Below are 25,490 nucleotides of genomic sequence, written 5' to 3' on the forward strand. Positions count from 1 at the left end.
AAGGAGTGTGCGATGGGTGTCACCAATGCCGACAACGGCGCCGCGGCGGTCCCCACCGGGCTCAAACGCGTCGTGGTCGCCTCGATGGCAGGCACCGTCGTCGAGTGGTACGAATTCTTCCTCTACGCCACCGCCGCCACCCTGGTCTTCAACAAGGTGTTCTTCGCAGAGGGCACCAGCGAGGCCAGCGGCCTGATCGCCGCGCTCCTGACCTACGCGGTCGGATTCGTGGCGCGCCCGCTGGGCGGAATCGTCTTCGGTCACTTCGGCGACAAGTACGGGCGCAAGAAGCTGCTGCAGTTCGCGATCCTGCTCGTCGGCGCCGTCACCTTCCTCATGGGGTGCTTGCCGACCTATGCGCAGATCGGCGTGTGGGCGCCGATCCTGCTGGTGGTGCTGCGGTTCATGCAGGGCTTCGCGGTCGGGGGCGAATGGGGCGGCGCGGTCCTGCTCGTCGCCGAGCACAGCCCCAACGACAGGCGCGGCTTCTGGGCCAGCTGGCCACAAGCGGCGGTGCCGGTCGGCAATATGCTCGCCACCGTCGTCTTGCTGGTGCTGACCGCCGTACTGCCCGAGACGGCGTTCCTGTCCTGGGGATGGCGGGTCGCGTTCTGGTTGTCGGCGGTGGTGGTGCTGATCGGGTACTACATCCGCACCAAGGTCACCGATGCCCCGATCTTCGTGGCCGCGCAAGAAGAGGTCGAGCGCGTCAAGGCTGTCTCATACGGTGTCGTGGAGGTGCTGAAGCGTTATCCGCGTGGCGTTTTCACCGCGATGGGCCTGCGGTTCGCCGAGAACATCATGTACTACCTGGTGGTCACCTTCTCGATCGTCTACCTCAAGACGCACGTCGGCGCGGACACCAGCGACATCCTGTGGTGGTTGCTCGTCGCGCACGCGGTGCACTTCGTGGTGATCCCCCAAGTGGGGCGGTTGTCTGATCGGTTCGGCAGACGGCCGGTGTACATCGTCGGGGCGGTCCTCGGAGGCACGTGGGGCTTCTTCGCGTTCCCGATGATGAACAGCGGTTCCTACGCGTTGATCATGGCCGCCATCATCCTGGGGCTCGTCATTCACGCGCTGATGTATTCACCGCAGCCGGCGATCATGGCCGAGATGTTTCCGACTCGTATGCGGTACTCCGGTGTCTCCCTTGGCTATCAGGTGACATCGATCATCGCCGGCTCGCTCGCACCGGCGATCGCCACCTGGCTGCTCGACAGGTTCGGCTCGGCGGTGCCGATCGCTCTCTATCTCGCGGGCGCCTCGGTGATCACCCTGGTGGCGGCGTTGTTCAGCCGCGAGACCAAAGGCCTCGATCTCGCGACGCTCGATGCGGCCGATCGTGAGCAACTCGAAAAGGCCGGTGTCGTATGAGCGATCTCGACGGACGCGCCGCGCTGGTCACCGGCGGTGCGAGCGGGATCGGCGCGGCGTGTGCGCGTGCCCTGGCCGAGCGGGGAGCGACGGTCACCGTCGCGGACCTCGACGAGGCGGGCGCCAAGAAGGTCGCCGACGAAATCAACGGAAAGGTATGGGCGGTAGACCTTTCCGATGTGTCAGCGCTCGAGGACCTTCGGCTGCAAACCGATATCCTGGTGAACAACGCCGGAGTGCAGCACGTCAGCCCGATCCACGAATTCCCGCCCGAGCGCTTCCGATTCATTCTCGCGTTGATGCTCGAAGCGCCGTTCCTGCTGATTCGTGCGGCGTTGCCGCACATGTACGAGCGCAAGTTCGGGCGTGTCATCAACATCTCCTCGGTGCACGGCCTGCGCGCCTCGGAGTACAAGAGCGGCTACGTCACCGCCAAGCACGGCTTGGAAGGTCTGTCGAAGGTGACCGCCCTGGAGGGCGGGCCGCACGGTGTCACGAGCAACTGTGTCGACCCGGGCTATGTGCGGACCCCGCTGGTGACCGAGCAGATCGCCGATCAGGCCCGCACCCACGGCATCGACGAGGATAAGGTGGTCGCCGACATTCTGCTGAAGGAGAGCGCAATCAAGCGACTTGTCGAACCCGAAGAAGTTGCCTCCTTGGTCGCCTGGCTCGCCTCGCCGGCGGCGGTGATGGTGACCGGAGCGTCGTACACCATGGACGGCGGGTGGAGTGCCCGATGACCGCCACTGCTCAATGGACACCCACCGAGGCCGATGTCGACGGAGCGCGGGTCACCGACTTCGCACAGTTCGTGCAGCGCCGCACCGGCCGAAACCACCCAGACTACGAGTCGCTGTGGCAGTGGTCGACCGACGAACCGGATGCGTTCTGGGCCGCGTTGTGGGACTACTTCGACCTCGGTGACCGCCCGGAAAAGGTGCTCGCATCCGCTGAAATGCCTGGGGCGCAGTGGTTTCCGGGAGTACAGCTCAACTATGTCGACCAGGTGATTCGCAATGCCCGGTCGGACCGGCCCGCCATCGTGTACCTGCGCGAGGGCGGGGATCCGGTCGATGTGTCGTGGAGCGAGTTGTTGGGACGTACGGCGGCGTTCGCACAGACGCTGCGTGACCTCGGTGTGAGCGCCGGCGACAGGGTCGTGGGCTATCTGCCTAATATTCCCGAGGCCGTGATCGCGTTTCTCGCAACCGCCAGCATCGGCGCGATCTGGAGTGCCTGCGGCCAGGACTATTCGGCCAAGGCCGCGCTCGACCGTCTCGGGCAGCTCGAACCGACCGTGCTGGTGACCACCGACGGCTATACCTACGGCGGGAAGTTTCACGACAAGAGCGCCGAGATCACCGCGCTGCAGAAGGGATTACCGACGCTGCGCGCGACGGTGATGGCACCCGACCTGGCGGGCAGCAGCAGCAAGGAGCTGACCACGACGCCGGTCGACTTCGCCCACCCGCTGTGGATCCTGTTCTCCTCGGGCACCACCGGGCTACCCAAGGGCATCATGCACGGGCACGGCGGTGTCCTGGTCGAACACCTCAAAGCCGTGAGCCTGCAATCGGACATCGGCCCGGACGACACCTTCTTCTGGTACACCAGCCCCAGCTGGATGATGTGGAACTTCCAGGTGGCCGGCCTGCTGGTGGGGGCGACCATCGTCTGCTACGACGGCAGCCCCAACGCGCCGCGTCCGGATGCGCTCTGGGACATCGCGGCCCGTGTCAAGGCGACCGTGCTGGGGACGAGCCCGGGCTACGTGCTGGGCTGCGCCAAGGCCGGCGCGGTGCCACGCAAGGAGCACGACTTGTCGGCTTTGCGCACGGTGGGCATCACCGGCTCGTCGCTGCCGCCGTCGTCGTCACTGTGGTTGCGCGACAACGTCGGTGAGCATGTCCAGGTGTCGTCGATCAGCGGCGGAACCGACGTGGTGTCCGCTTTCATCGGCGGCGTCCGCACGGTCCCGGTGTGGCCGGGTGAGCTGTCGGCGCCGTATCTGGGGTGCGCGCTGGACTCGTGGGACGAATCCGGCAAGCCGGTGCGCAACGAGGTCGGTGAACTCGTGGTGACCAAGCCGATGCCGTCGATGCCGGTCGAGTTCTGGAAGGATCCCGACGGGACGCGGTACCGCGCAGCGTATTTCGAGATGTTTCCAGGTGTGTGGCGACACGGCGACTGGATCACGATCACCGATCATGGCAGCGTCATCGTGCACGGCCGCTCGGATTCGACCCTGAACCGGCACGGCATCCGGATGGGCAGCGCCGACATCTACCAGGCGGTCGAACGGCTGCCTGAGGTGGCCGAAGCCTTGATCATCGGTGTCGACGAAGCCGACGGCGGATACTGGATGCCGCTCTTCGTGGTTCTCGCCGAGGGCGCCGAACTGACCGACGAGGTGCGCGACCGCATCAAGCACACCATTCGCGAGGAAGTCTCGCCGCGGCACGTGCCCGACGAAATCATCGCTGCGCCAGGTGTTCCGCACACCCGCACGGGTAAGAAGCTCGAGGTGCCGATCAAGAAACTGTTTCAGGGAGCGGACGCCGCGAAGGTGGTCGAGCGCAGCGCCGTCGACGACCCCGATCTGTTGGACTGGTACGTCACGCAGCGTCGAACGTGATCAGGTCGACGCTGAGTCGGCCTTCGATCATGCTGACGGATCGCACGGGTGGCCCGGGCAGCGGCGGTGCGGTCGATCGGTAGGTTGCGCCGGTGGGCGTCGTGAACTCGGCGTTGTGGACACCGTCGCGGTCACTGGTCACCACCGACCAGCTGGGTGCCTCCTTGGCGTAGTTGCAGGCCTCGCATTCGCCTAGCCCGTTCAACGCACTCGTGGGACCGGCTCGGTGCCGCGGCACCGCATGGTCGCGGTGGCGTATCGGTGCGCTGCAGTAAGGGGTGCGGCACGTCTGGTCCCGAATTCCGATGAATGCCGCCAACCCCTTTGGGAAGGTGCGGGCTTGGGACTCCATGGCGACCAGCTGACCGCTGCCCGGATGGCGGTACAGACGACGCAGCATCGCCTTGGCGTCGGCGTCGGCGGCCGCATCACCGACCAGAGCTCTGGCGATCGAACTGGGTAACGGGCCGTATCCGTCGAGCCACGCAGGTGAGTCGTCGTCACCCGTCAGCGTCGTGTCGGCCATGACGAGATTCAGCGCGACCGAGACGGGTTGCTCGGCCGGACGCCCGGTGACCCGCTCAACCAAGGTGTCCGCCATCAACTGGCCGCGAGACCGGTCATCGAACGTGGTGTCGGCGGCGTGCTTCAGGGCCGCATAGACGCTCACGCCCTGGGCTACGGGGAGCAGGGCGGTAACCCACGCCATCGTGTCGGGTGCCGGACGGATGGTGACGCAGCGATCCGCGGCGGCTTTGGCGCTGCGGTCCACGACCGCGGCGACGTCAAGCGCGCACGCGATCTTTCTGGCCTCCGCCGCGATCCGCTTGTCGCCCCAGCCCTCGAGACGCGCTGTGTCTCGGCTCATCTCGGCATCCAGTAGGCGACGATGCCCGACACTCAAACAAGCTGACTCACGCACGATCAAGGTGGCCCGCCATTCCGAGAGCGCTCCCGATTCCAAAGCCGCGAGCGTATAGGGCATCTCGTCGACCAGAGCCGTCGCGAATCCCAGGTGACGGCCGCCCTGCACCGGCGCGTCGCGTCGTGCCAGTGCGACCTCGGTCGCCAGGCCACGGCCGCGACGGCTCACCGGGACACCCGCGGCCTCTTCGGCGGCGCGGCGCTTTGCCCTCCACAGCGCGGTCGCGCGGGCCTGGGCCGCCGCCGCGCGAGACTTCAACCGCTCGAATCGCTCGACCGCGCCCCGCAGGTCTGCGTCCGAGGCGGCCGGATCGATGTCGAACATATTTTCGAACATGCTCCGGACGCTACACGCTGCCCCCGACAAGTGACCGCGTGCCTGGTCAGCCCGGCGGCGTGCGCCTGCGGCCCCGCCCCGCACCGGCCGCGGCCGTGCCGGCCGCGGTGACGATGACGGCCAGACCAACGAATCCGAGTGGTACCGCGGATGCCGCCGCGATGGCTGCGACGATGAGGGGACCCGCGGCGTCTCCGCTCTCCCGCCCGATCTCGGCCGCGCCCATCGTCTGGCCGAGGCGCTGCGCGGGCGTCGTCTGCGCGAGCATCGTGAAAGCCAGCGGCGTGATGACGCCGCAACCCACGCCGATCGCCAGGGCGGCGCACAACAGTCCGGCGAGACCGGGCAGTATCGCACTGGCCAAACCGGCAGCGGTGAGCACGAAACCGCACGACAAGCCGGCCCCAGGCGTGATCCGCCGGGCGTCGAGCAAGCGACCGGCCACGGGCTGTGCAACGGCGGTGGCCAGCGCGAGCACAGAAACGACGGCGCCGGTCGCGGCCGGGCTCAGACCGGCCTGCGTACCGAGGACCGGTAGGAATCCGACACCGGCCGACAGAGCCGCTGTGGCCGCTGCGAGCGCGAGTGTCGGAGTGACGAAGGAGCTTTCGGTAAATCTCCGCAGGGTGTCGAGCAGCGTCTGTCGCGGCCGCGGCTGCACAGTGACGGCGGGTACCGCGGCGGCGGCCCACAGTGCAACGCCTGCGCCGAGCACGGCCAGCACCGCGAAAAGCAATCGCAAACCGCCGAGTGACACGATCAACCCGCCCAGCAGCGGTCCGAGCGTGTAGCCGACGGACTTGTAGGACCCGTACGTGCCGAAGGCGCGGCCGTGGGAGCCCGCCGGAGTCAGCAGCGCGACAAGGGCGGAGGCGGCAGGGGAGAAGGCGGCCGCGCCGATGCCCTGGCCGAAACGGGCGACCCACAGCCACGCCGGAGCGTCGGCCACCACGTATGTCGCCGAGGCCGCGGCAAAGATGACCAGCCCGGCGATGAGCACGGTGCGGGCGCCGATGCGGTCGGCCAGTGTCCCGAACACCGGCTTCAGCACCACCTCCGCCCCGTCATAGATCGCGAGCAGCGCACCGAGCGTCAGCAGTGAGGCGGCGGTGCCGGTGGTGGTCGTGCCGAGCATGCCGGCCACGGCGTGCGCCCCGAATGCTGTGGTGAAGCCGGCTGCCAGCAGTGGTGCGCGCGCAGCGGTGCCGCTCATACCGACTCGCAATCTCAACCCAGCCAAGCGCCGATCCGACGCAGGGCCTCTTCGACGTCCGACGACGGACCGGCGAAAGACAACCGTACGAAGGATCCGCCCCGGGCCGGATCGAAGTCGATGCCCGGTGCGATGGCAACTCCGGTGTCGCTGAGCAGCTTTGAGCAGAACGACAGCGAATCGGACGTCAGATGCGATACGTCGGCGTACACGTAGAACGCCCCGTCGGTCGGCGCCAGGCGGTCGATACCCAGGTCACGCAGACCGTCGAGCAGCATCCCGCGGTTGGCGGCGTAGTGATGCAGCAGCGCATCCGACTCCTCGATCGACTCCGGGGTGAACGCGGCGATCGCGGCATACTGCGGCAGCACCGGTGGACAGATCGTGAAGTTCCCGGTCAGACGGTCCACCGCGCGCTGCAGTTCCCGCGGCACCAACAGCCAACCGAGTCGCCACCCGGTCATCGCGAAGTACTTCGAGAAGCTGTTCACCACAACCGAATCCCGTGATGTCGCCCAGGCGCAACTCACGGCGGGCGCCCCCTCGTAGACCAGCCCGTGATACACCTCGTCGCTGATCAGCCGCGCACCGCGCGACGCGCACCACGAAGCGATCGCGGACAGTTCGTCCGGCGCGATCACCGTGCCGGTCGGATTGGCGGGGCTTGCCACGATGACGCCCTTGACGGGTGGATCGAGGGTCTCGAGCATCTGCACCGTCGGCTGAAAGCGCGTTTCGGGACCACACGGCACCTCGACGACCTGACAGCCCAACGCGGAGAGGATGTTGCGGTAGCAGGGGTAGCCGGGGCTCGCGATCGCGACGCGGTCACCGACGTCGAAGCAGGCGAGGAACGCCAACAGGAATCCACCCGACGATCCTGTGGTGATGACCACGTCGTCCGGGTTCACCTGCAGCCCATGCCGATCCAGATACGAACGCGCGATCGCCGACCGCAGTTCCGGTATTCCGAGCGCGACCGTGTAACCCAGATTCGTGGTGTCCAGTGCTTCCCTGGCCGCCGCGCGAACGGCCGCCGGGGCTCCTGCGCTGGGCTGGCCCGCCGACAGGTTGACCAGGTCGCCGTGGCTGCGCTGTCGCTCGGCGGCGGCCAGCCATACGTCCATCACGTAGAACGGGGGGATTCCCGCCCGCAGAGCGACGCTCATCGAGTGCACTCCCTCAGCTGATCGAGATCGTGGAAGAACCCGTGCACGTCGGCGTAATAGAACGGTTTGAGGGCACCGTACACACCGTTCCAGTCGGGTGCCCAGCCGATCAAGGCGTCGAGAAGCGTTGCACACACGGCCTTGTCGAGCGTTTCCTTGACCAGAACGACCGGTGGTCGGCAGTTGTCATATCGAGCGACGATCCTCGTCGTCGACGCGTTCTCGGGTGTCGTCTGCCATACGTCCTCGAGGACCATCGTCGCCCGGACTTGCCCGGCGACAACGGCATCGACCTGGCCTTGCCACGCGGGAACCGCGACAAAATGCATCGGGGTCGTTCCGCGGCCCGCGAACAGAATCGCGGGAGCGAAGTAGCTCGATGTGCATGACGTGTTGATGTAACCGCATTGGGCGCCGGCCAAGTCGTCCGGACCGGTGGCCGGGTCGTCGCTGCGGACCACGAGCAGGCTGCTCTGGCGGGGCTCGCCGGTGAACTTCGATGTTGCGATCGCCAGGCCGCGGTAATGGCGATCACCGCCTTGAAGAAGCCGGTGCAGGCTGGGTGCCGGGACATAGGCGATGTCGGGTTCATGGTCGGCCAGCGCCCGGTCGATGCCCGCGAGGTCGGTGCTCTCGGATGCGGTGATCCCTGATGCTGCCAGACGCGTGGTCCACGGCTCGTCGCAGGCGGGCAAGCCGAGGTTCTGATCCACGACGAAGCGCAACATTGCCGCGAGCCTACGTCGGAAGCCCAACGGCCAACGCTAGAACACTTCGGATTCGAGGCGGCGCAGGTGATCGCGCGGCGGCCCGAGCAGCTGCGCGCTGCCGTGCGCACGCTTGAAGTAGAGCTGGACGTCGTGCTCCCAGGTGATCGCGATGCCGCCGTGCATCTGCACCGCTTCGGCGGCGACCTTGGTGAACGCCTCGCTTGCCGAGAACCGGGCCAGCGCCGCCGAGGTCGGTGACGGCGCGGCGATCGCCTCGTCGACCACCGCACGCGCGGACTGAACCGCGACGTAGAGGTCGGCCATCCGGTGCTTGAGCGCCTGGAAACTGCCGATGGGCCTGCCGAACTGGACCCGGTCCTTGGTGTACTGCACCGTGAGATCGAGGCAACGCGATGCCGCACCGATCTGCTCGGCTGCCAGCAGCAGCGCGGCGGTGTCGGCCAGTCCCGGGTCGGCCGCGATATCGGTGCTCTCTCGGACCTCGACGCGTGCCAGCCGTCGGGTCAGGTCCATGGCGTCCAGGCGGGTCGCGCTGAACTCTGTCCACCGGGTCAACCGGTCACCGTCTGTCGCGATCATCACGTCGGCGATGTCGCCGTTGATCACGTAGTCGGGGTCGAAGACGACCGTGCCGACCTGGGCCCCCTCCGACATCGCCTCGAGCGATTCGGTGTCCGGCTCGTCTGCGGCCAACAATGCCAACTCAGCGAGGGTGGTTCCCAACAGCGGGGTCGGAACCAGTGCTTTGCCGAGCTCCTCGAGCACGACCGCGGCATCGGCGAGCTCACCGCCCGCGCCGCCCAGCTCCTCGGGCACCACCAGCGCCGCCGCACCGACCTGCTCGCACAACAGCGCCCACAGCGATTCGTCGTATCCGCGTTCGGATTCCATCGCCTGGCGTACGGCGGCGGGCGACGCGTGCCTGTCCACCAGCGCGGCGACGGTCTCGCGCAGCAGTTGGCGTTCTTCACTCATGAGAGGGCCTCCAGTACGCGCCTGCGGTGCACAGCGGGATCCCCCCACGCCGAGCGCAGCGCCTGAGCGCGCAGCAGCCACAACGAAAGATCGTGTTCCTGGGTGAATCCGATCGCGCCATGTGTCTGCAGCGCCGAGCGCGCCGCCAGCAATGCGGCGTCGCCGGCCGCGGCGTTGGCGGCGCTGACGTCGCGGGCCGTGTCGGCGGATCCGTCGGCGAGCGACAGTGCCGCGCCGTACACCAGTGGCCGGGCCAGCTCCACCGCGATGTGCACGTCGGCGAGTTTGTGCTTGATCGCCTGGTAGGTGCCGATGACCTTGCCGAACTGGCTGCGCTGCTTTGCGTATTCGACCGACATGTCCAGCATCGCCTGGCCGGCGCCCACCAGTTGGGCCGCCGTGGCGAGCACACCGAACTCATATGCCCGTGCCACATCGGCCGGGCGACCGTCGCCTGAAGCGCTGATGTCGAACAGCTTTCGGCTCGGGTCGACGGACTCGTGCGGGGCTCCGGTGACCCCGTCACGTACTTCGCCATCCGCGGCCACCAGAATCAGCCCCGCGGTGTCGGCGTCGACGGCCCTCGGCACCTGCGGCGGCAGGGCGACTGTCGCGATCAGTTCGCCGGACGCCAAGCCGGCGCAACGCTCGTCATCTGCGAGCAGAACCGGCGCGACCGCAATCGATTCGACCACCGGTCCGGGAACACACCACCGGCCGAGCCGCTCGGCGGCGACCACCAGGTCGACCGGGTGAGCTTCGATCCCGTCGTACTTCTCCGGCACCAGGAGCGCCGTGACGCCCAGATCGGTCAGCTGCGCCCACACCTTGCGTCCCGGCGACGTATCCCCGGCGGCCCAGGCCCGAACCGCGCCGGGCAGGTCGGCTGCACCGAGTGCGGCGTCGATGCTGGCAGCGAAATCGCGCTGCTGTTCGTCTAATTCGAAGTTCATCTGGTTACTTTCGCGGCAGGCCCAGCAGGCGCTCGGCGATGATGTTGCGCTGAATCTCGTTGGTTCCGGCGTAGATCGGTCCGCCGAGCGAGAACAGCAGTCCTTCGGTCCAGTTGTCGGCGAGCTCCGCGTCGGGACCGCGCATATCCAGGGCGGTCTGGTGGATGGCGACGTCGAGGTCGGACCAGAACACCTTGGTCACACTGGACTCGGCACCCAGTTCGCCCCCCGCGGCAACGCGCGTCACCGTGCCGAACGTGTGCAGGCGGTAGGCCTGGGCCTTGATCCAAGCGTCGGCGACCCGGTCGGCGAAGGCCGGGTCAGGGTTGTCTTTCCACTGCGCCACAAGCCGTTCGGCGGGCGCCAAAAAGCGGGCTGGGCTTCGCAGCGACATGCCGCGCTCATTGCTCGACGTACTCATCGCGGCTCGCCAGCCCTCGTGTACTTCGCCGATGACGTCGTTGTCGGGCACGAACACGTCGTCGAGGAAGATCTCACCGAAACCGGTGTCACCGCCCAGTTGCGCGATGGGTCGGACCGTGACGCCGTCGGCCTTGAGATCGAACATGAAGTACGTCAGGCCGCGATGGCGTTCGGCGTCGGCGTCGGAGCGGAACAGGCCGAACGCCCGCTCGCCGAACGGCGCGCGAGAACTCCAGATCTTCTGCCCGTTGAGCAGCCAGCCGCCGTCGGTCCTGGTGGCCGTCGACCGCAGCGACGCCAGGTCGCTGCCCGACTCCGGTTCGGACCAGGCCTGCGCCCAGATCTCCTCGCCGCTGGCCATTTTGGGCAGCACCCGATCGAGTTGCTCCTCGGTGCCGTGCGCGAACAATGTCGGCGCCAGCATCGACGTGCCGTTGGCGCTGGCACGGCCGGGAGCGCCGGCACGGAAGTACTCCTCCTCGTACACCACCCACTGCAGCAGGCTCGCGTCGCGGCCGCCGTACTTCTCCGGCCAGGTGATCACCGACAGCCCGGCGTCGTAGAGCACCTTGTCCCAGCGCCGGTGCTGTTCGAAACCTTCGGCGGTGTCGTAGGACTTGGTGGGGAAGTTGTCCTTGTTGGCAGCCAGGAACTCCCGTACCTCGGCCTGGAACTCGCGGGTGGCGTCGTCGATATTCAGGTCCATCAGGAAGATCCAGCCCTCTCACGCAGCAGCGGTTTGACTACCTTGCCCCCCGGGTTGCGCGGCAGCGCATCGAGAAACTCGACCGAGCGGGGGGTCTTGAAGTTCGCCAGATGCTGCCGGGTGTAGGCGATTACGGCGTCCTCGTCGAGTTGGGCGCCGGGCTTGATCACGATGTAGGCCTTGCCCACCTCGCCGAGCCGTTCGTCGGGCACGCCGATCACCGCGGATTCCGCGACACCGTCCAGCCTTGCCAGCACCTGCTCGATCTCGGCGGGGTAGACGTTGAACCCGCCGCAGATGTACATGTCCTTGAGGCGGTCGGTGATGCGCAGGTTGCCGTGCTCGTCGACGGTGCCGACGTCGCCGGTGTGCAGCCAGCCGTCGGAATCGATTGCCGCCGCGGTGGCTTCGGGGTCGTCGAGGTAGCCCAGCATCACGTTCGGCCCGCGCAGCAGCACCTCGCCGGCGTCGTCCTCGCCAGGGTTGTCAATGCGCAGTTCGAAATCCGCGATCGGCCGACCCGACGTGGTGGCCACGGTGACCGCGTCGTCGTCGGGACGGCACATCGTGCCGAACCCGCTGGCCTCGGTGAGCCCGTAAGCGGTCAGCACGATGTCGATGTCGAGTTCGGTTTGCATCCGCTCGATCAGCACGACCGGGATGGTCGCGGCGCCGGTGACGGCGAACCGCAGCGAGGCCAGGTCGTAGTCGGCGCGCTTGGGATGGTCGAGCAGCGTCTGGTAGATCGTCGGCGGCCCGGGCAGCACGGTGATGCGGTGCTCCTGCACGGCCGACATCGTCTTTTCGGGATCGAACGTCAACTGCGGGATCAGCGTGGCACCGGTCTGCAGGCAGGCAAGGATGCCCGCCTTGTAGCCGAAGTTGTGGAAGAACGGGTTGATGCACAGATAGCGGTCATCGCTCGTCAGCCGGCCGCACTCGGCCCACGCCGCCGGGGCGTCGAGCGACTGGCGGTGTGCACAGAGCACCCCCTTGCTGCGACCGGTGGTACCGGAGGTGAACAGGATGTCGGACACATCGTCGGGTCGCACGGCGTCGGCGCGCGCATCCACGGCTTCCAGATCGGTGCCGTGCGCGGCGAACTCGTCCCAGGTGCCGTCGTCGCTGTCGACCGGCACCCGGACCACGTGGCGTAGCTGCGGCAGGGCGGCGCGGTCGATGGAGGCGGCCTTGTCGGCGCCGAGGAACTCACCCGATGCGAACAGCAACGGGGCGCCGGTGCGCGAGAGAATGTCGGTGGCCTCGCTGGCGGTGTAGCGGGTGTTGAGCGGTACGACGACGCCGCCCGCGTAGTGGGTGGCCAGGCAGGCGACCACCCAGTGCCAGGTGTTCGGAGACCAGATCGCGACGCGGTCACCGGCGGTGATGCCGTGGTCGATCATGGCCGCTGCCGCCGTGCGGACCTCGTCGCGCAACTGAGCGAATGTGAACGTGCGATCCTGCGTGACCAGCGCATTGTGGTCGGAAAACCGGTCGGCAATCCGGTCCAGGACCCCGGGGATGGTCCGCCCATCATCCCCTGGCCTTCGGCCGTGGCCCCACGTCATCGCTGCTCCTCTAACAAAGCAAGTGCTTGGTAGGTTAGCCTACAAGGGTGATTGAGGTCGAGGAGTTCCGGGCCGAGGTCCGCGACTGGCTCACCGACAACCTGGTCGGGGAGTACGCCGCACTCAAGGGCCTCGGCGGGCCGGGCCGGGAGCACGAGGCTTTCGAGGAACGTCGAGCGTGGAACGAGCATCTGGCGGCGGCCGGATTGACGTGTCTGGGGTGGCCCGAAGAGCACGGCGGTCGGGGCCTGTCGGTTGCGCACCGGGTGGCGTTCTACGAGGAGTACGCGATCGCGAACGCTCCTGCGAAGGTCAACCACTTCGGTGAGGAGTTGCTGGGGCCGACGTTGATCGCGTACGGCACCCCCGAACAGCAGAAGCGTTTCCTGCCGAAGATCCTCGACGTCACCGAGTTGTGGTGCCAGGGCTACTCCGAACCCGGTGCCGGCAGCGACCTCGCCAACGTGTCGACCACCGCCGAACTCGACGGCGACCAGTGGGTGGTCAACGGGCAGAAGGTGTGGACCTCGCTTGCGCACTGGGCGCAGTGGTGCTTCGTCGTCGCCCGCACCGAGAAGGGATCCAAACGTCACACGGGCCTGTCCTATCTGCTGGTGCCGCTGGATCAGCCGGGTGTGGAGATCCGCCCCATCGTCCAGTTGACCGGGGATTCGGAGTTCAACGAGGTCTTCTTCGACGACGCCCGCACCGACGCGTCCTTGGTGGTCGGGGAACCGGGCGACGGCTGGCGCGTGGCGATGGGCACGCTGACCTTCGAGCGCGGCGTGTCGACGCTGGGCCAGCAAATCGAGTATGCGCGGGAGCTGTCCGGTGTTGCGGAGCTGGCGAAACGCACTGGCGCGGCCGATGATCCGCTGATCCGCGACCGGCTGACCCGGTCGTGGGTCGGCCTGCGGACCATGCGGTCGTACGCGCTGGCGACCATGGACGTCGAACAACCGGGCCAGGACAACGTGTCGAAGCTCCTGTGGGCCAACTGGCATCGCGAGCTCGGTGAGATCGCGATGGATGTGCTGGGTCGCGACGGCTTGACGCTGACCGACGGAGACTTCAGCGAGTGGCAGCGGTTGTATCTGTTCTCGCGGGCGGACACCATCTACGGCGGGTCGAACGAAATTCAGCGCAACATCATCGCCGAGCGGGTGCTCGGATTACCGAGGGAACCAAAAGGGTGACGAAGGATCTTTCTGTAGCTCCGAAAGAGATTGAGGGACACGGCCTGCTGACGGGCAAGGTCGTCGTCGTGACGGCGGCCGCGGGCACCGGTATCGGCTCCGCGGTGGCGCGTCGGGCGCTGGTCGAGGGGGCCGACGTGGTGGTGTCCGACCATCACGAACGGCGGCTGGGGGAGACCCGCGATCAGTTGATCGAACTCGGGTTGGGTCGGGTCGAGAGCGTTGTGTGCGACGTGACGTCGACCGCGCAGGTGGACGCGCTGATCGCGTCGACGACGGCGCGGATGGGCCGGCTGGACGTCTTGGTCAACAATGCGGGCCTTGGCGGACAAACACCGGTCGTCGACATGACAGACGAGGAGTGGGACCGCGTCCTCAACGTGACCCTGACATCGGTGATGCGGGCGACACGTGCGGCGTTGCGCTACTTCCGCGAGGCGGACCATGGCGGTGCGATCGTCAACAACGCCAGCGTGTTGGGTTGGCGCGCACAGCATTCGCAGTCGCATTACGCAGCGGCCAAGGCGGGCGTGATGGCGCTGACTCGGTGCAGCGCGGTCGAGGCGGTCGAGTACGGGGTGCGAATCAACGCGGTGTCCCCGAGCATCGCGCGGCACAAGTTCCTGGAGAAGACCAGCAGCGCGGATCTGCTGGACCGGCTGTCGGAGGGCGAGGCGTTCGGCCGTGCCGCCGAGCCTTGGGAGGTCGCCGCGACGATCGCGTTCCTGGCCAGTGAGTACTCCAGTTACCTGACTGGAGAAGTGATTTCGGTGTCGAGCCAGCGGGCTTAGCCGGTGATCCGCCTGTCGGCGGTCCGCCGTGTACCAGCCTTGTAGGCGATCAGATAAAGGATTGGGAAGGCGCCGAGGGTCAGCACCGTCAAGAGCCCGAGTTGTATCTTCTGTCCAGCGGCGATGACCCTGCGGGCCAACGCATCGCGGTATCCGAGCGAGACGGCGATGAACACGGCGATGGCGCCCATGCCAACCGGGAGCCAGGCCGCAGCGCCGTCGGCGACATAAGACACACCGCTTGTAACGAGTATCGCCACCCCCAACACTGTCAGCCACCACGTCTTTGTGGGGGTCAATCCGAGTCCGTAGTCGTCGATCGTGTTCGGGTCGGCGAACAGCGAGAAGGTTTTGCCGCGAATAGAGATGAACTCGGTGTAGACGTATGCCACGCCGGTGATAGCACATGCGGCGAAGAGCGACATCATCAGTCCCGACCCCCAGTCGTGGGGATAGGCCATGAAGAACACCGACACAGTCGTTATGACGGCGCCGGACCAGTAGACGATGCGCCCGATATGCAGGGGCAGCCATCCCGCGACAATCGCGATGGCGAGTCCGCCGAAAGCGACGAACATGAAGAAGTCGTTCATCAATTACCAGCCATTTTCTGATAGATCGTTTCGCCGATCTGCTCGCCGCCGAGGGACTCGATGGAACCCAAAATGAACGCGCCCGCGAAAACACCTACTGGGCCTGCAGGGGCCCCGAGCCATGCGCCGACGGCAGCCATTCCTGAGGCACCCACCATGCCACCACCGGTCTTGGCGGCAACCTCGCCGAGTGGTGTTCCCGTTCGCCATTCGTAGATTCCGACGCCGAAGTCGACGAGGTTCCCTGCCACCCCTAGGTTGCCTCCGACCTTCTTGAGCACTTCGACATCGCTTGGCGAGAAAGTCGTCACATCGGGCTTCCAGTGCTCGCCGGTGGGCAGCGATTGAGCGAGATAGTCAAAAGCCTTCGCCCCACCCGCGATTGGTTTGTTTGCAGCAGATGCCGCGTCCGCGAGATCTTGCGGGACGATGCCCCGCGCCATGCTGTCGGTTGCAGCGGCGGCACCTTCGGACGACATACCGGCCCGCATCAACTGCTCCTGTACGCGGGTATCACCAACTCCCGTGCCAGAGCTTGTGTTTGATTGACCATCGCCGTGGCCTTATCCGGCGGCATCGGTGCCTCCCCGACCAGGCCTTGCTCGAGCTGGGCTTGCATCGCCAACCGAGTCCGTGCCTGAGAGCGGGCGTCACCTCCAAGGATCGGATCGGTCGGCAGCGGACCTTGCGTGATCGAAGTGTGGTAGTCGTCCAGGCGCTGCCCGGCATAACGCACTTGATCCGAACTCGCGGTCGGATCGTTGATGATGTCGTAGTCCCGCAATCGCGCTGCCGCAGCCTGTTTCTCCGGAGTCCATTCGCCACGAGAGTTCACCAACGACTGATCGGCTTCGCGCTGGCGCGAGTAACCCTCGGCCGCCATCTCCAGCCGCGACTTGTCCAGCTGCTCCGAATAGGTATCACGCACCGCCTGAACCGACGCCGTCATGCTCGGTCAGGTGATGGCTTCGCCGGCCGAACGCACCGCCGCCGCGCCGGACTCGTCTCGTTGATCGAAAGTGGTGGCTCCGTCGCTGGCCTTGGTGGCGAAACCGTCGAAGGTGGCGTGGTGCCAACGCATGGTCGCGGCTTGTGCTTCGTGCGCTCGGCCCAAGGCGTTGCGGAACTCGTGCGCGGCGTCGAAGTCACCGAAGATCCCAGCGGGCAGCGACGTAGCCGCGAACTCTTCTGCACCCCGTTTCACGATCTCACCGGCGCTTTTGGCGAAGTCGGCTCCCATCCGCAGCATCTCGGTATCGACGAACATGATTCGAGCCTAAGCGGATGCCACGAGGGTTCCGCGCACAGATTCCGGGTCAACCAATGCGGAAGCCGTAGCGTCTCAGGGGCTCCAGGGGCACGTCGCTGTCGCCCTCGACGACCACGAGCCAATGCTTGCCGTTGTCGTCTACATGAGTGGCATGGCGGTGCGCTGTGCGCATCCCGGCGAGGTCACCGTCGAGGGTGTCCTCGTCGTCGTACGCCCCGATGACGATCGTGTCGATGGTTCCGGGCGCAATGCACGCGACGTAATCGATCGCTTGGGGTAGCGGCGACTGAGGCGGATCCTCCAACACCATACGACTGCCGCAGGCTGCCGTGATCCAAGCAAGGCCGTAGCGAGTGCGCAACGGCGATTGAGGCGCGGCTGTGGCGGTGTCCGACGTGGCGATGGTCTCCGATGAAGAATCGGACCATGGATCCGTGACGTACAGCACGGCCGCTACCAGCAATGCCGCCAATACGATGACGTCGACGAGGACGAGGATCTTCGTGCGCCGGGTCAGTCGGTTCCAGAATCCAGAGGGCTGGCGGGGCGCGTCGATCGCCGCTCATGTGTACCGAACCTCGGGTTGAGAACGCACACGGCAGTAGCCGAGCAAGCGCTTGGTTGATACCCTGTGTCGGTGGATCAAGTGCCACAGAAGCAACCGGTGAGCCAGCCCCCGACCCGCCGGGACGAGTTGCTCGAGCTCGCCGCGACGATGTTCGCCGAGCGGGGCTTGCGCGCGACCACCGTGCGCGACATCGCCGACTCCGCAGGCATCCTCTCGGGCAGCCTTTATCACCACTTCTCGTCGAAGGAGGAGATGGTCGACGAGGTCCTGCGGGGGTTCCTCGACTGGCTGTTCACGCGCTACCAGGAGATCGTCGACACCGAGCCCAACCCGCTGGAGCGCCTCAAGGGCCTGTTCATGACCTCGTTCGAGGCGATCGAGCACCGGCACGCGCAGGTCGTCATCTATCAGGACGAGGCCAAGCGGCTTTCCGGGCAGGAGCGGTTCTCCTACGTGGAGCAACGCAACAAAGAACAACGCAAGATGTGGCTGGATTTGCTCAACCAGGGCGTCGAGGAGGGCTACTTCCGGCCCGACATCGACGTCGATCTGGTGTACCGGTTCATCCGTGACACCACCTGGGTTTCAGTCCGCTGGTATCAGCCGGGCGGACCGCTCACGGCCGAAGAGGTCGGCCGTCAGTATCTCGCTATCGTTCTCGGTGGCATCACTAAACAATGAGGAAACAATGACTCCAACATCGCAGGCCTACGTCATCGACGCCGTTCGCACCGCAGTCGGCAAGCGCAACGGATCGCTGGCCGGAGTGCATCCCGTGGATCTTGGCGCTGCCGCATGGCGCGGACTGTTCGACCGTGTCGACGTGGATCCCGGCGCGGTCGACGACGTCATCGCCGGTTGTGTTGATGCGATCGGTCCGCAGGCCGGCAACATCGCCCGGCTGTCGTGGCTGGCGGCGGGCTTCCCGGAAGAGGTGCCGGGGGTGACCGTTGACCGTCAGTGCGGGTCCAGCCAGCAGGCTGTTTCCTTTGGCGCACAGGCGATCATGTCTGGGACCGCCGATCTGATCGTGGCCGGCGGCATGCAGAACATGAGCCAGATCCCGATCTCGTCCGCGATGACCGTCGCCGAGCAGTTCGGGTTCACCTCACCGACCAACGAGTCGAAGAGCTGGCTGCACCGCTACGGCGACCAGGAGATCTCACAGTTCCGCGGCGCCGAGCTGATCGCGGAGAAGTGGGACATCTCCCGCGAGGAGATGGAGCAGTTCTCGCTGACCAGCCACCAGCGTGCACAGGAGGCGATCCGCTCCGGTCACTTCGAGAACGAGATCATTCCGGTGGACGGGTTCGTCACCGACGAGGGCCCACGCGACACCTCGCTGGAGAAGATGGCCGGGCTCAAGACGCTGGTCGATGGCGGCCGGCTGACCGCGGCTATGGCCAGCCAGATCTCCGACGGCGCCAGCGCCGTGCTGCTGGCCTCCGAGCAGGCCGTCAAGGACCACGGACTCAAGCCCCGTGCGCGCATCCACCACATCAGCGCACGCGGCGCCGACCCAGTGTTCATGCTGACCGGACCGATCCCGGCGACGGAGTACGCGTTGAAGAAGACCGGCCTGTCGATCGACGACATCGACACCGTCGAGATCAACGAAGCCTTCGCTCCGGTTGTGATGGCCTGGCTCAAGGAGACCGGCGCCGACCACGCCAAGGTCAACCCCAGCGGGGGCGCGATCGCGCTCGGCCATCCGTTGGGTGCGACGGGCGCGAAGTTGTTCGCGACGATGCTGAACACGTTGGAGCGCACGGGCGGTCGCTACGGCCTGCAGACGATGTGCGAAGGCGGCGGCACCGCCAACGTCACGATCATCGAGCGCCTCTAGGCTTCCTGCGGCCCCCCGCGCTCACCCGCGAGGTGCTCCCGCATCGTCGCGAACCCGTCGTGGCGGTGCGCACCGAGCGCCCACACCACGGTGATCACGGGCAACAGTGCGAAGGCCGCCCACCAGTTCGCACCTGCCGGAAGCAGATCGGCGATCACTTCCGTTCGCGGAGTCCCGTTCACCGCGGCCGGCAGCCACTCGTTGAGCAGGACCGCCAGCATTCGGGAGGTCTGGAACGGCCCGACGCTGGTCGCGATGATCCAACTGGCGCAGGAGATCCCAAGCGACCACGGCCACGCCAGCAGCAGTGATTGTCTGTCCACCAGTTCGGCGGCGCAGCGCACGGTCTCGGCGAGGTAGGCGACGCCGAGTGCGGCCAAAAGAACCCCGATCTGCGCGGTGAGCAGGTCGTTGACCACCGGATGCGCCAGTTCGTCGTCGGGCCGGGTCGGCAGCCCGATTGCCAGCGCGACGAGGCCGGCCACCAGGGCGAGGGTCGCCAACCGCGCGGCGGTGTCGCTGATGCGATCGAACGAGTCGACGACGGTGCGAATCACGAGGCGTGACGCGGTAGCCGGCGCCGTTCGATAGATGACCACCAGCACGAGACCGGACACCACGATCGCGATCAACCATGTCATCACAGCCGTGCCCACGGCCGTCAGCGCCAGCGATCCCAGGAGCGGGACCAGCACGTCATCGGTGCTGACACTGCTGCGGATGACGATCAGTGGCACGGCGCCGAACGCCACGACACCGGCCAGTCCCAACAGCAACGGGAACGTGAAACGGGTGAGATCGGCGGGATTGAGGTCCAGCTTGCGATTGCGGACGGCGTGAATCTCGGTGCTCAGCACCGACCGCACGTGCGACAGCCAGCGCACCTATGTCTCCGGCATCGTGTCAGTGGTCGTGGATGATCACGCCGCGGATGTTTCGCCCCGCCAGCATGTCGTCATAACCCTCGTTGATGTCGTTGAGTTTGTATTCGGCAGTGACGGTTTCGTCGAGCAGCAGCTTGCCGTCGCGGTAAAGGTTGAGTAGCCGCGGAATGTCGGCGCGCGGATTGGCCTCGCCGTAGAGACTGCCCAGTAACCGCTTCTGGAACAACGTCATCATCGCCATCGACAGCGTCGGAGTGACATCGGCCATCGAGGCGATCGCGGTCATCACCACCGCCCCGCCCTTGCGGATGATGTTGAGCGCCTCGTCGATCATCCGGCCTTCGAGCACACCCATCGTCAACAGTGCGGAATCGGCCATCACGCCGCGGGTGAGCTCACCGACCAATTCCATCGCCTCGGGCATGGACGTCACGAAATGGGTGGCGCCGAACTCGAAAGCCTTCTCCCGCTTGCTCTCTACGAGGTCGACAACCACGATGTGTTCGGCGCCGGCCAGTCGTGCGCCCTGGATCGCGCCGCTTCCGATGCCGCCGCACCCGATGATCACGACCGTGTCGCCGGGACTGACGTCGGCGGTGTTCACGGCCGAGCCCCAACCCGTCATCACCCCGCAGCCCAGCAGGCAGGCCCGGGCCAGGGGGAAGTCGTCGTCGATCTTGACCACCGACGCCTCCGACAGCGTCCCGTACTGCGAGAAACTGCCGACACCGGAGAGGATTCCGACGTCTTTGCCTTGAACCTTGCGCCGGTATGTGCCGTCGGCCTGCAGGCCGACGAGGATCAGCGCGCCGAGGTCGCACAGGTTCTGATGCCCGCTGGCGCACCAGCGGCAGCGCCCGCACGCGGGCAGGAACGAGCTGACGACGTGGTCGCCGACCTCGAGGTCGCGCACGCCCGGCCCGAGTTCGACGACGACGCCCGCCCCCTCGTGGCCGCCGATGATCGGCAGCGGCACACCGGCGAAATCACCCGTGACGACGTGGTGATCGGAGTGGCACAACCCGGTCGCCTCGAAGGAGACCAGCACCTCGCCTTCCTTCGGACCATCGAGGTCGATCTCCTCGATGCTCCACGGTTCGTTGAGTCCCCACAGGACGGCGGCGTTCGTCTTCATGGGCGCGAGTGTAGGAAACCTGCGGGCGGATTACGGGCGAATGGAAAGGCTTACGGTTCAGTGTGCGAGGGCCAGCCCGCCGAGCGCGACGATCCAGCTCGCGAAGCTGCCGACGAGGAAGTATTCGGTGACTTCGTCGATGCCGATGCCCCCGTTTTCGCGTGCTTTCTGGGCGTTGATCTCGGGGAAGCGAATGATGCTCTTGGCGGCGACGACGGCCGTCGCGGCGGTGAGCTGGCCGGCCAGGCCCAGGCCCAGGATGAGCACCCGCTCCATAGGGCCGAGCAGCCTGCCGCCCTTCAACCGGTCGGAGGCTTGCGGCTCACCCGCCGGCTTGACCGAACCGACGGAGCCAAGAACCAAGCGCACCAACTGGTTCCCGGTCACCAGTTGCATGAGCATCACGCCGACGATCATCAAGAGTCGGTCGGGGGACACCGTGATGCCGACCCAGTCCGGCCACCGGGCCGCCACACCTGCCACGTCCGAGCCGAGGCCCGAGAGGAGGATCAGCACCCCGAGCGCACCGCCGAAGACGACGAGCGGTGTCACCTGGTGCCGGCCGGTGCGTTCTGCGCGCGCACTCAGCACCACCCAGCCCACGCTCGCCGCGGCGGCCACGACGAGCAGCACGATGTCGCCCCAGCGCCACAACCCCGCCATCGCCGCGCAACCGACCACGACAAGGGGTGCCGCCGCGGCCGCCAACCAGATCCGGTCGAGGAGCCGCCTGGCGAGATCGGCGATGCCCATCGCGATCAGCAGCACTGCGACCGCACTCATGGCACGTCCCGCAGATACTGCGCCGCAAGCACGATCAGGTCCAGCCCGTCGCGACCCGCGCGTTGGGACACCGCCGACGCGCTGATGCCTTCAGCGGTCGCAATGTCCTTCTTGGTCTCGCCGGTCAACAGTCCCTTCACAATCCTCAATGAGCGGTCATCGAGCGATCCAATCAGATGGTCCCGACACAACAGGGCGGCGTTGATCGCGTCGACGTCGCGGCGGACGCCGCCTTCGACCCGAAACGACGTGCGCACCAACGCCAGCCCCGGTTGGCGCTGTGTGGAGGCGGTCCACTCGATCGCTTCGCGGGCCGCCCACCACCCCGGTCCGTCCTGAATACGGGACTTCGAGTCCAGCACCGTCACCGCTCCCCAACCGATACCGAACCTGACATCGATCTCGGGCGCGACGGCCAGGCGGACGGTGAAGGCCGCATCGATCGCCGCGCCCACCGTCGGGTAGCTGCCCTGGAACTCGTCGCCGACCGTGAACGCGGGTGCGTCGATGGCCCCGGCGACGGCCTCGGCGAGCGCCACGTTGAGCGCGCGATGCGTGGCGGCACGGTCGGCGACCCGGCGCGAACCGACAACGTCTCCGATCAGCGTGGCGCGAGGACCCGATGAAGCAGATTGCTTCAGTCTAGCCATATGAAGACTATAGCTTCACTTAGCTCGATTTAAGGTATTTCCTTCACTCAATAAAGGCGTGGGCTGTTCGCAACCGCTCGACCGCGTCGGTCACGATCGTCTCTATCAGCTCGGCGCACGACGGCAGGTCGTCGAGGATGCCTGCGACCTGACCGGAGGCGAGGACTCCCGCGTCCGTATTGCCTTCGACCAGACCGGCCTTCAACAGCATCGGGGTGTTGGCCGCCATCACGACCTGCGACCACGTCAGCTCCTTGCCGTGCCGCATCTGCAGGCCGTCGCGGACCATCGACCGCCAGGTCATGCCCGACATCTTCTTGAACTTCTGCGCGTTGCGCACGGCGGCGGTGAACCCACGCAGCCGCGACCCGCTTTCCAGCTTCTCGACCAGCCCGGTGCGCAACACCCGGTGCGGCATGCCGTCGACACGGGTCGACACCACGGTGCCGTCCAAACCCGATTCGAGGTAGCGCCGTTTGACCGCATCCGGGACCGTGGAGTCCGACGTCAGCAGGAACCGAGTTCCCATCGCGACTCCCGCGGCGCCGTAGGACAGCGCCGCGGCGAGCCCGCGGCCGTCGAAGAAGCCGCCCGCGGCCACCACCGGGATATCGACAGCATCGAGCACGGACGGCAGCAGCAGCGTCGTCGCGATCGGCCCGGTGTGGCCCCCGCCCTCACCGCCCTGCACGATCACGGCGTCGGCGCCCCAGCCCGCCACCTTCTTGGCATGCTTGGCCAGGCCGACCGACGGAATCACCACGACGCCTGCGTCCTTGAGCTTGGCGATCAGGTCGGGTTTGGGTGCGAGCGCGAACGAGGCGACCTTGACACCCTCGCGGATCAGCAGGTCGATCCGTTCGCCGGCGTCTCCCGCGTCGGCGCGGATGTTGATGCCGAACGGCTTGTCGGTGGTGCTCTTGACCTTGGTGACCGCCGTCTGCAGTTCCTCGAGCGTCATGGTCGCCGACGCCAGAATCCCGAGTCCTCCGGCGTTGGAGGTCGCCGAGACCAGCCGCGCGCCCGCCACCCAGCCCATGCCGGTCTGGACCACCGGGTGCTCGATGCCGACGAGCTCGGTCAGCGGTGTGCGCAGTGTGGGCTTACCCGGCGTGCTCACCGTATTTCCTTGTCCCGCAAGCCCTTGGGGTCGATGACCTCGCGGATCAGTTTCTGCTCGTCGTCGGTGGGCAGCCGGGTCTGCTCGGCCGAGTCCAGCCCGTGCACCTCGAACGAGGTGTTCTCGGCGACCTGTTCGGGCTCGATACCGGGATGCAGTGACACCGCCCGCATCTGATGGTCGGGGCCGTTGAAGTCGAACACGCCGAGGTTGGTGATCACGCGGTACACGTTGACGAACCGGTATGCGGGATTGTCGGGATCGACCTTGTCCCAGCCGATACCGGAGACGATGTCGACGGCCTCGCCGAACACGCGCTTGGAGTGGTTGCCCACCCAGTAGCTCGTCGCGTGGTTGATCGTGTTGCCCGGCGCCCCGCGGACACCGAACATCTGACGGGTGGGATGCTGCAGCGGTCCGAACGCCGACAGGTTCTGGTTGCCGTAGCGGTCGATCTGGTTGGCGCCCATGACCACATGGCGTCGACCCCACGCCAGCGTCTCGAAGACCCGACCGAACGGCATCCATCCCTCGATCGCCCCCGCGGCGCCGAGTGCCGGCGTATCGGCGAGCAGGCGCGCCTCACCGTCGGTCAGCAGGATGTCGGGGGAGAAGGTCAGGCGGGCCAGCCGGGCGCCGATCGAGACCATGGTCGTCATCGGGCTGACCATGATCTCGCCGGCGTCGCGGAACAACTCGGCGCACGCGACGGCGCACACTTCGGCACGTGACACCGACATCATTGCTGCTCCTTGAATTCTCGCACCGCGGCCTGGTAGTCGTCCTCGGTGCCGGATAGATACGTGTGCACGAACTCCTGCCAGGAGTCGTCGGATTGCGCGGCCTCGGCGTAGTGCCGCTGAAACTTCTCGTCGCGGCGGTAGTCAGGCTCGGCCGTGGTGAAGTGCGCACCGTTGGGCGCCTCGACGACGGTGTCGACCATCATCCGGTTGATCAGAAGTGCTTGTGGCGGAACCGCTTTGACCAGCTCATCGGTGGGCACCACCCGCTCGACCGACAGAAGTCGGCGTTCGGCCGCCATCAGGTACAGATCATCGAAATAGGGATCGATGCCGGTGTAAGCCGCATTGCCCGCAGCGTCACCGAGATTCATGTGAACGAAGGCGGCATCCAAGGTGAGTGCGGGCATCGCGACGAGTTCTTCGTAGGCCTCACCGGTGGGGTACGGGGACTGCACGGTCTTGAGCTCGTCGCCCCAGAACGCGCGGACGTCGCTGCCCAGTCCGGCCCGGATCGGCAGGAACGGTAGCCGCTGCGCCGCGGCCTGCAGGCCGCACCGGAGCATGCCCTCGTCCATTTCGCGCGCTTCGATCGCGCCCGTGGTGCGCGCCTTGGCGAACCACGGGTCGTAGAACGGCGGCGAGTCGAGCGACACGAAGCCGTAGTAGACACGTTTCACCTTGCCCGCCGAGCACAGCAGCCCGAGGTCGGGCCCGCCGTAGGTGACGACGGTGAGGTCGGTGACGTCGGTGCGCAGCAGCGCCCGTACGAACGCCATCGGCTTGCGCCGAGAACCCCAGCCGCCGATGCCGATGGTCATCCCACTGCGGATCTGCGAGACCGCGTCGTCGAGAGTTGTTCTCTTATCGCTCATTACTTCCCCGCTCGCTTCGCTCGTG

27 protein-coding genes are annotated in these 25,490 nt (G+C 66.6%); 7 read left to right on the plus strand and 20 right to left on the minus strand.

Translation table 11 applies throughout. The annotated features are described in order from the left end of the window. Window positions 1-12: 12 nt before the first annotated feature. From AU197_RS16280 to AU197_RS16290, 3 genes are read left to right on the plus strand one after another with little or no spacing between them, the layout of a single operon-like run. Window positions 13-1,377, plus strand: coding sequence for an MFS transporter (locus AU197_RS16280; protein WP_064403693.1), 1,365 nt, complete (start codon window positions 13-15; stop codon window positions 1,375-1,377). After that, a complete protein-coding gene (locus AU197_RS16285; protein WP_064403694.1) occupies window positions 1,374-2,120 on the plus strand; it encodes a 3-hydroxybutyrate dehydrogenase in 747 nt (248 codons plus the stop codon). Before AU197_RS16280 ends, AU197_RS16285 begins: the two co-directional genes overlap by 4 nt. Next, entirely contained in the window at window positions 2,117-4,015 is a 1,899-nt protein-coding gene (locus tag AU197_RS16290) for an acetoacetate--CoA ligase (RefSeq protein ID WP_064403695.1), read from the plus strand. The genes AU197_RS16285 and AU197_RS16290 overlap by 4 nt, the downstream gene beginning before the upstream one ends. Here AU197_RS16290 and AU197_RS16295 read toward each other — a convergent pair. The 8 genes from AU197_RS16295 to fadD3 are packed head-to-tail and all read right to left on the minus strand — an operon-like array spanning window position 3,996 to window position 13,014. Then, a complete protein-coding gene (locus tag AU197_RS16295; protein ID WP_064403696.1) occupies window positions 3,996-5,276 on the minus strand; it encodes an HNH endonuclease in 1,281 nt (426 codons plus the stop codon). The two genes, AU197_RS16290 and AU197_RS16295, sit on opposite strands and share 20 nt — an antisense overlap. Window positions 5,277-5,322: 46 nt before the next feature. Then, window positions 5,323-6,489: an MFS transporter gene (locus tag AU197_RS16300; protein WP_064403697.1), complete on the minus strand. Its 1,167-nt coding sequence runs from the start codon at window positions 6,487-6,489 to the stop codon at window positions 5,323-5,325. A 14-nt stretch (window positions 6,490-6,503) separates the two neighbouring features. Beyond that, window positions 6,504-7,658: a pyridoxal phosphate-dependent aminotransferase gene (locus AU197_RS16305; protein ID WP_064403698.1), complete on the minus strand. Its 1,155-nt coding sequence runs from the start codon at window positions 7,656-7,658 to the stop codon at window positions 6,504-6,506. Next, on the minus strand, window positions 7,655-8,386 hold the full coding sequence (locus AU197_RS16310) for a PhnD/SsuA/transferrin family substrate-binding protein (RefSeq protein ID WP_064403699.1): 732 nt from the start codon (window positions 8,384-8,386) through the stop codon (window positions 7,655-7,657). The genes AU197_RS16305 and AU197_RS16310 overlap by 4 nt, the downstream gene beginning before the upstream one ends. Window positions 8,387-8,422: 36 nt before the next feature. Next, entirely contained in the window at window positions 8,423-9,364 is a 942-nt protein-coding gene (gene ipdE2 / locus AU197_RS16315; protein WP_064403700.1) for an acyl-CoA dehydrogenase IpdE2, read from the minus strand. Next, window positions 9,361-10,317, minus strand: coding sequence for an acyl-CoA dehydrogenase family protein (locus AU197_RS16320; RefSeq protein ID WP_064403701.1), 957 nt, complete (start codon window positions 10,315-10,317; stop codon window positions 9,361-9,363). The genes ipdE2 and AU197_RS16320 overlap by 4 nt, the downstream gene beginning before the upstream one ends. Window positions 10,318-10,321: 4 nt before the next feature. Next, window positions 10,322-11,446: an acyl-CoA dehydrogenase family protein gene (locus AU197_RS16325; RefSeq protein WP_064403702.1), complete on the minus strand. Its 1,125-nt coding sequence runs from the start codon at window positions 11,444-11,446 to the stop codon at window positions 10,322-10,324. Further along, complete coding sequence (fadD3, locus tag AU197_RS16330; protein ID WP_064403703.1) at window positions 11,446-13,014, minus strand: 3-((3aS,4S,7aS)-7a-methyl-1,5-dioxo-octahydro-1H-inden-4-yl)propanoate--CoA ligase FadD3; 1,569 nt, start codon at window positions 13,012-13,014, stop codon at window positions 11,446-11,448. The genes AU197_RS16325 and fadD3 overlap by 1 nt, the downstream gene beginning before the upstream one ends. A gap of 47 nt (window positions 13,015-13,061) precedes the next feature. On the opposite strand from fadD3, the gene ipdE1 reads away from it, so the two are divergent. Beyond that, window positions 13,062-14,210, plus strand: coding sequence for an acyl-CoA dehydrogenase IpdE1 (gene ipdE1, locus AU197_RS16335; protein WP_064403704.1), 1,149 nt, complete (start codon window positions 13,062-13,064; stop codon window positions 14,208-14,210). Beyond that, complete coding sequence (ipdF, locus tag AU197_RS16340) at window positions 14,207-15,001, plus strand: (5R,7aS)-5-hydroxy-7a-methyl-1-oxo-2,3,5,6,7,7a-hexahydro-1H-indene-carboxyl-CoA reductase (protein ID WP_064403705.1); 795 nt, start codon at window positions 14,207-14,209, stop codon at window positions 14,999-15,001. Before ipdE1 ends, ipdF begins: the two co-directional genes overlap by 4 nt. Here the strand turns inward: ipdF and AU197_RS16345 are convergent. The 5 genes from AU197_RS16345 to AU197_RS16365 are packed head-to-tail and all read right to left on the minus strand — an operon-like array spanning window position 14,998 to window position 17,174. Continuing rightward, window positions 14,998-15,594: a hypothetical protein gene (locus tag AU197_RS16345; protein WP_064403706.1), complete on the minus strand. Its 597-nt coding sequence runs from the start codon at window positions 15,592-15,594 to the stop codon at window positions 14,998-15,000. The two genes, ipdF and AU197_RS16345, sit on opposite strands and share 4 nt — an antisense overlap. Further along, entirely contained in the window at window positions 15,594-16,085 is a 492-nt protein-coding gene (locus AU197_RS16350; RefSeq protein WP_064403707.1) for a hypothetical protein, read from the minus strand. The genes AU197_RS16345 and AU197_RS16350 overlap by 1 nt, the downstream gene beginning before the upstream one ends. Continuing rightward, on the minus strand, window positions 16,085-16,543 hold the full coding sequence (locus AU197_RS16355) for a hypothetical protein (RefSeq protein ID WP_064403708.1): 459 nt from the start codon (window positions 16,541-16,543) through the stop codon (window positions 16,085-16,087). The genes AU197_RS16350 and AU197_RS16355 overlap by 1 nt, the downstream gene beginning before the upstream one ends. A 6-nt stretch (window positions 16,544-16,549) precedes the next feature. Then, entirely contained in the window at window positions 16,550-16,861 is a 312-nt protein-coding gene (locus AU197_RS16360) for a DUF2563 family protein (protein WP_064403709.1), read from the minus strand. Between the two features lie 49 nt (window positions 16,862-16,910). Next, window positions 16,911-17,174 carry a hypothetical protein gene (locus AU197_RS16365; protein WP_156434439.1) on the minus strand — a complete coding sequence of 88 codons (264 nt, stop codon included), beginning with the start codon at window positions 17,172-17,174 and terminating at the stop codon, window positions 16,911-16,913. Window positions 17,175-17,528: 354 nt separating this feature from the next. On the opposite strand from AU197_RS16365, the gene kstR2 reads away from it, so the two are divergent. After that, window positions 17,529-18,113, plus strand: coding sequence for a TetR family transcriptional regulator KstR2 (gene kstR2, locus AU197_RS16370; protein ID WP_064403837.1), 585 nt, complete (start codon window positions 17,529-17,531; stop codon window positions 18,111-18,113). A gap of 7 nt (window positions 18,114-18,120) precedes the next feature. Next, complete coding sequence (gene fadA6, locus AU197_RS16375) at window positions 18,121-19,278, plus strand: steroid 3-ketoacyl-CoA thiolase FadA6 (RefSeq protein WP_064403711.1); 1,158 nt, start codon at window positions 18,121-18,123, stop codon at window positions 19,276-19,278. On the opposite strand, the gene AU197_RS16380 is transcribed toward fadA6, so the two are convergent. The 7 genes from AU197_RS16380 to ipdA are packed head-to-tail and all read right to left on the minus strand — an operon-like array spanning window position 19,275 to window position 25,465. After that, window positions 19,275-20,162: a hypothetical protein gene (locus AU197_RS16380; RefSeq protein ID WP_064403712.1), complete on the minus strand. Its 888-nt coding sequence runs from the start codon at window positions 20,160-20,162 to the stop codon at window positions 19,275-19,277. The two genes, fadA6 and AU197_RS16380, sit on opposite strands and share 4 nt — an antisense overlap. Before the next feature lie 19 nt (window positions 20,163-20,181). Further along, window positions 20,182-21,297, minus strand: coding sequence for an NDMA-dependent alcohol dehydrogenase (locus tag AU197_RS16385; protein WP_064403713.1), 1,116 nt, complete (start codon window positions 21,295-21,297; stop codon window positions 20,182-20,184). A gap of 57 nt (window positions 21,298-21,354) precedes the next feature. Beyond that, window positions 21,355-22,080, minus strand: a complete 726-nt coding sequence (locus AU197_RS16390) for a hypothetical protein (protein ID WP_064403714.1) — start codon at window positions 22,078-22,080, stop codon at window positions 21,355-21,357. Next, the gene (locus AU197_RS16395) at window positions 22,077-22,730 is read right to left on the minus strand and encodes a SatD family protein (RefSeq protein ID WP_064403715.1); all 654 of its coding nucleotides are present in this window, start codon (window positions 22,728-22,730) and stop codon (window positions 22,077-22,079) included. The genes AU197_RS16390 and AU197_RS16395 overlap by 4 nt, the downstream gene beginning before the upstream one ends. Window positions 22,731-22,773: 43 nt before the next feature. After that, the gene (gene ipdC, locus AU197_RS16400; RefSeq protein WP_082696706.1) at window positions 22,774-23,850 is read right to left on the minus strand and encodes a (3aS,4S,5R,7aS)-5-hydroxy-7a-methyl-1-oxo-octahydro-1H-indene-4-carboxyl-CoA dehydrogenase; all 1,077 of its coding nucleotides are present in this window, start codon (window positions 23,848-23,850) and stop codon (window positions 22,774-22,776) included. Next, complete coding sequence (ipdB, locus tag AU197_RS16405; RefSeq protein ID WP_064403716.1) at window positions 23,847-24,593, minus strand: cholesterol ring-cleaving hydrolase subunit IpdB; 747 nt, start codon at window positions 24,591-24,593, stop codon at window positions 23,847-23,849. Before ipdB ends, ipdC begins: the two co-directional genes overlap by 4 nt. Further along, entirely contained in the window at window positions 24,590-25,465 is an 876-nt protein-coding gene (gene ipdA / locus AU197_RS16410) for a cholesterol ring-cleaving hydrolase subunit IpdA (RefSeq protein WP_064403717.1), read from the minus strand. Before ipdA ends, ipdB begins: the two co-directional genes overlap by 4 nt. Window positions 25,466-25,490 lie beyond the last annotated feature (25 nt).

It is taken from the genome of Mycobacterium sp. IS-1590, assembly GCF_001500025.1.
Classification (GTDB): Bacteria; Actinomycetota; Actinomycetes; order Mycobacteriales; family Mycobacteriaceae; genus Mycobacterium.

Coding starts and splice junctions, on each gene's coding strand:
- AU197_RS16395 (WP_064403715.1), bottom strand. CDS start 22,730: ATGGCTAGACTGAAGCAATCTGCTTCATCGGGTCCTCGCGCCACGCTG.
- AU197_RS16285 (WP_064403694.1), top strand. CDS start 1,374: ATGAGCGATCTCGACGGACGCGCCGCGCTGGTCACCGGCGGTGCGAGC.
- AU197_RS16310 (WP_064403699.1), bottom strand. CDS start 8,386: ATGTTGCGCTTCGTCGTGGATCAGAACCTCGGCTTGCCCGCCTGCGAC.
- AU197_RS16360 (WP_064403709.1), bottom strand. CDS start 16,861: ATGTTCGTCGATACCGAGATGCTGCGGATGGGAGCCGACTTCGCCAAA.
- ipdA (WP_064403717.1), bottom strand. CDS start 25,465: ATGAGCGATAAGAGAACAACTCTCGACGACGCGGTCTCGCAGATCCGC.
- AU197_RS16305 (WP_064403698.1), bottom strand. CDS start 7,658: ATGAGCGTCGCTCTGCGGGCGGGAATCCCCCCGTTCTACGTGATGGAC.
- AU197_RS16280 (WP_064403693.1), top strand. CDS start 13: ATGGGTGTCACCAATGCCGACAACGGCGCCGCGGCGGTCCCCACCGGG.
- AU197_RS16345 (WP_064403706.1), bottom strand. CDS start 15,594: ATGAACGACTTCTTCATGTTCGTCGCTTTCGGCGGACTCGCCATCGCG.
- fadD3 (WP_064403703.1), bottom strand. CDS start 13,014: ATGACGTGGGGCCACGGCCGAAGGCCAGGGGATGATGGGCGGACCATC.
- AU197_RS16300 (WP_064403697.1), bottom strand. CDS start 6,489: ATGAGCGGCACCGCTGCGCGCGCACCACTGCTGGCAGCCGGCTTCACC.
- AU197_RS16355 (WP_064403708.1), bottom strand. CDS start 16,543: ATGACGGCGTCGGTTCAGGCGGTGCGTGATACCTATTCGGAGCAGCTG.
- fadA6 (WP_064403711.1), top strand. CDS start 18,121: ATGACTCCAACATCGCAGGCCTACGTCATCGACGCCGTTCGCACCGCA.
- AU197_RS16325 (WP_064403702.1), bottom strand. CDS start 11,446: ATGGACCTGAATATCGACGACGCCACCCGCGAGTTCCAGGCCGAGGTA.
- ipdB (WP_064403716.1), bottom strand. CDS start 24,593: ATGATGTCGGTGTCACGTGCCGAAGTGTGCGCCGTCGCGTGCGCCGAG.
- ipdE2 (WP_064403700.1), bottom strand. CDS start 9,364: ATGAGTGAAGAACGCCAACTGCTGCGCGAGACCGTCGCCGCGCTGGTG.
- AU197_RS16350 (WP_064403707.1), bottom strand. CDS start 16,085: ATGCGGGCCGGTATGTCGTCCGAAGGTGCCGCCGCTGCAACCGACAGC.
- AU197_RS16390 (WP_064403714.1), bottom strand. CDS start 22,080: ATGAGTGCGGTCGCAGTGCTGCTGATCGCGATGGGCATCGCCGATCTC.
- AU197_RS16320 (WP_064403701.1), bottom strand. CDS start 10,317: ATGAACTTCGAATTAGACGAACAGCAGCGCGATTTCGCTGCCAGCATC.
- AU197_RS16290 (WP_064403695.1), top strand. CDS start 2,117: ATGACCGCCACTGCTCAATGGACACCCACCGAGGCCGATGTCGACGGA.
- AU197_RS16365 (WP_156434439.1), bottom strand. CDS start 17,174: ATGGTGTTGGAGGATCCGCCTCAGTCGCCGCTACCCCAAGCGATCGAT.
- AU197_RS16295 (WP_064403696.1), bottom strand. CDS start 5,276: ATGTTCGAAAATATGTTCGACATCGATCCGGCCGCCTCGGACGCAGAC.
- AU197_RS16385 (WP_064403713.1), bottom strand. CDS start 21,297: ATGAAGACGAACGCCGCCGTCCTGTGGGGACTCAACGAACCGTGGAGC.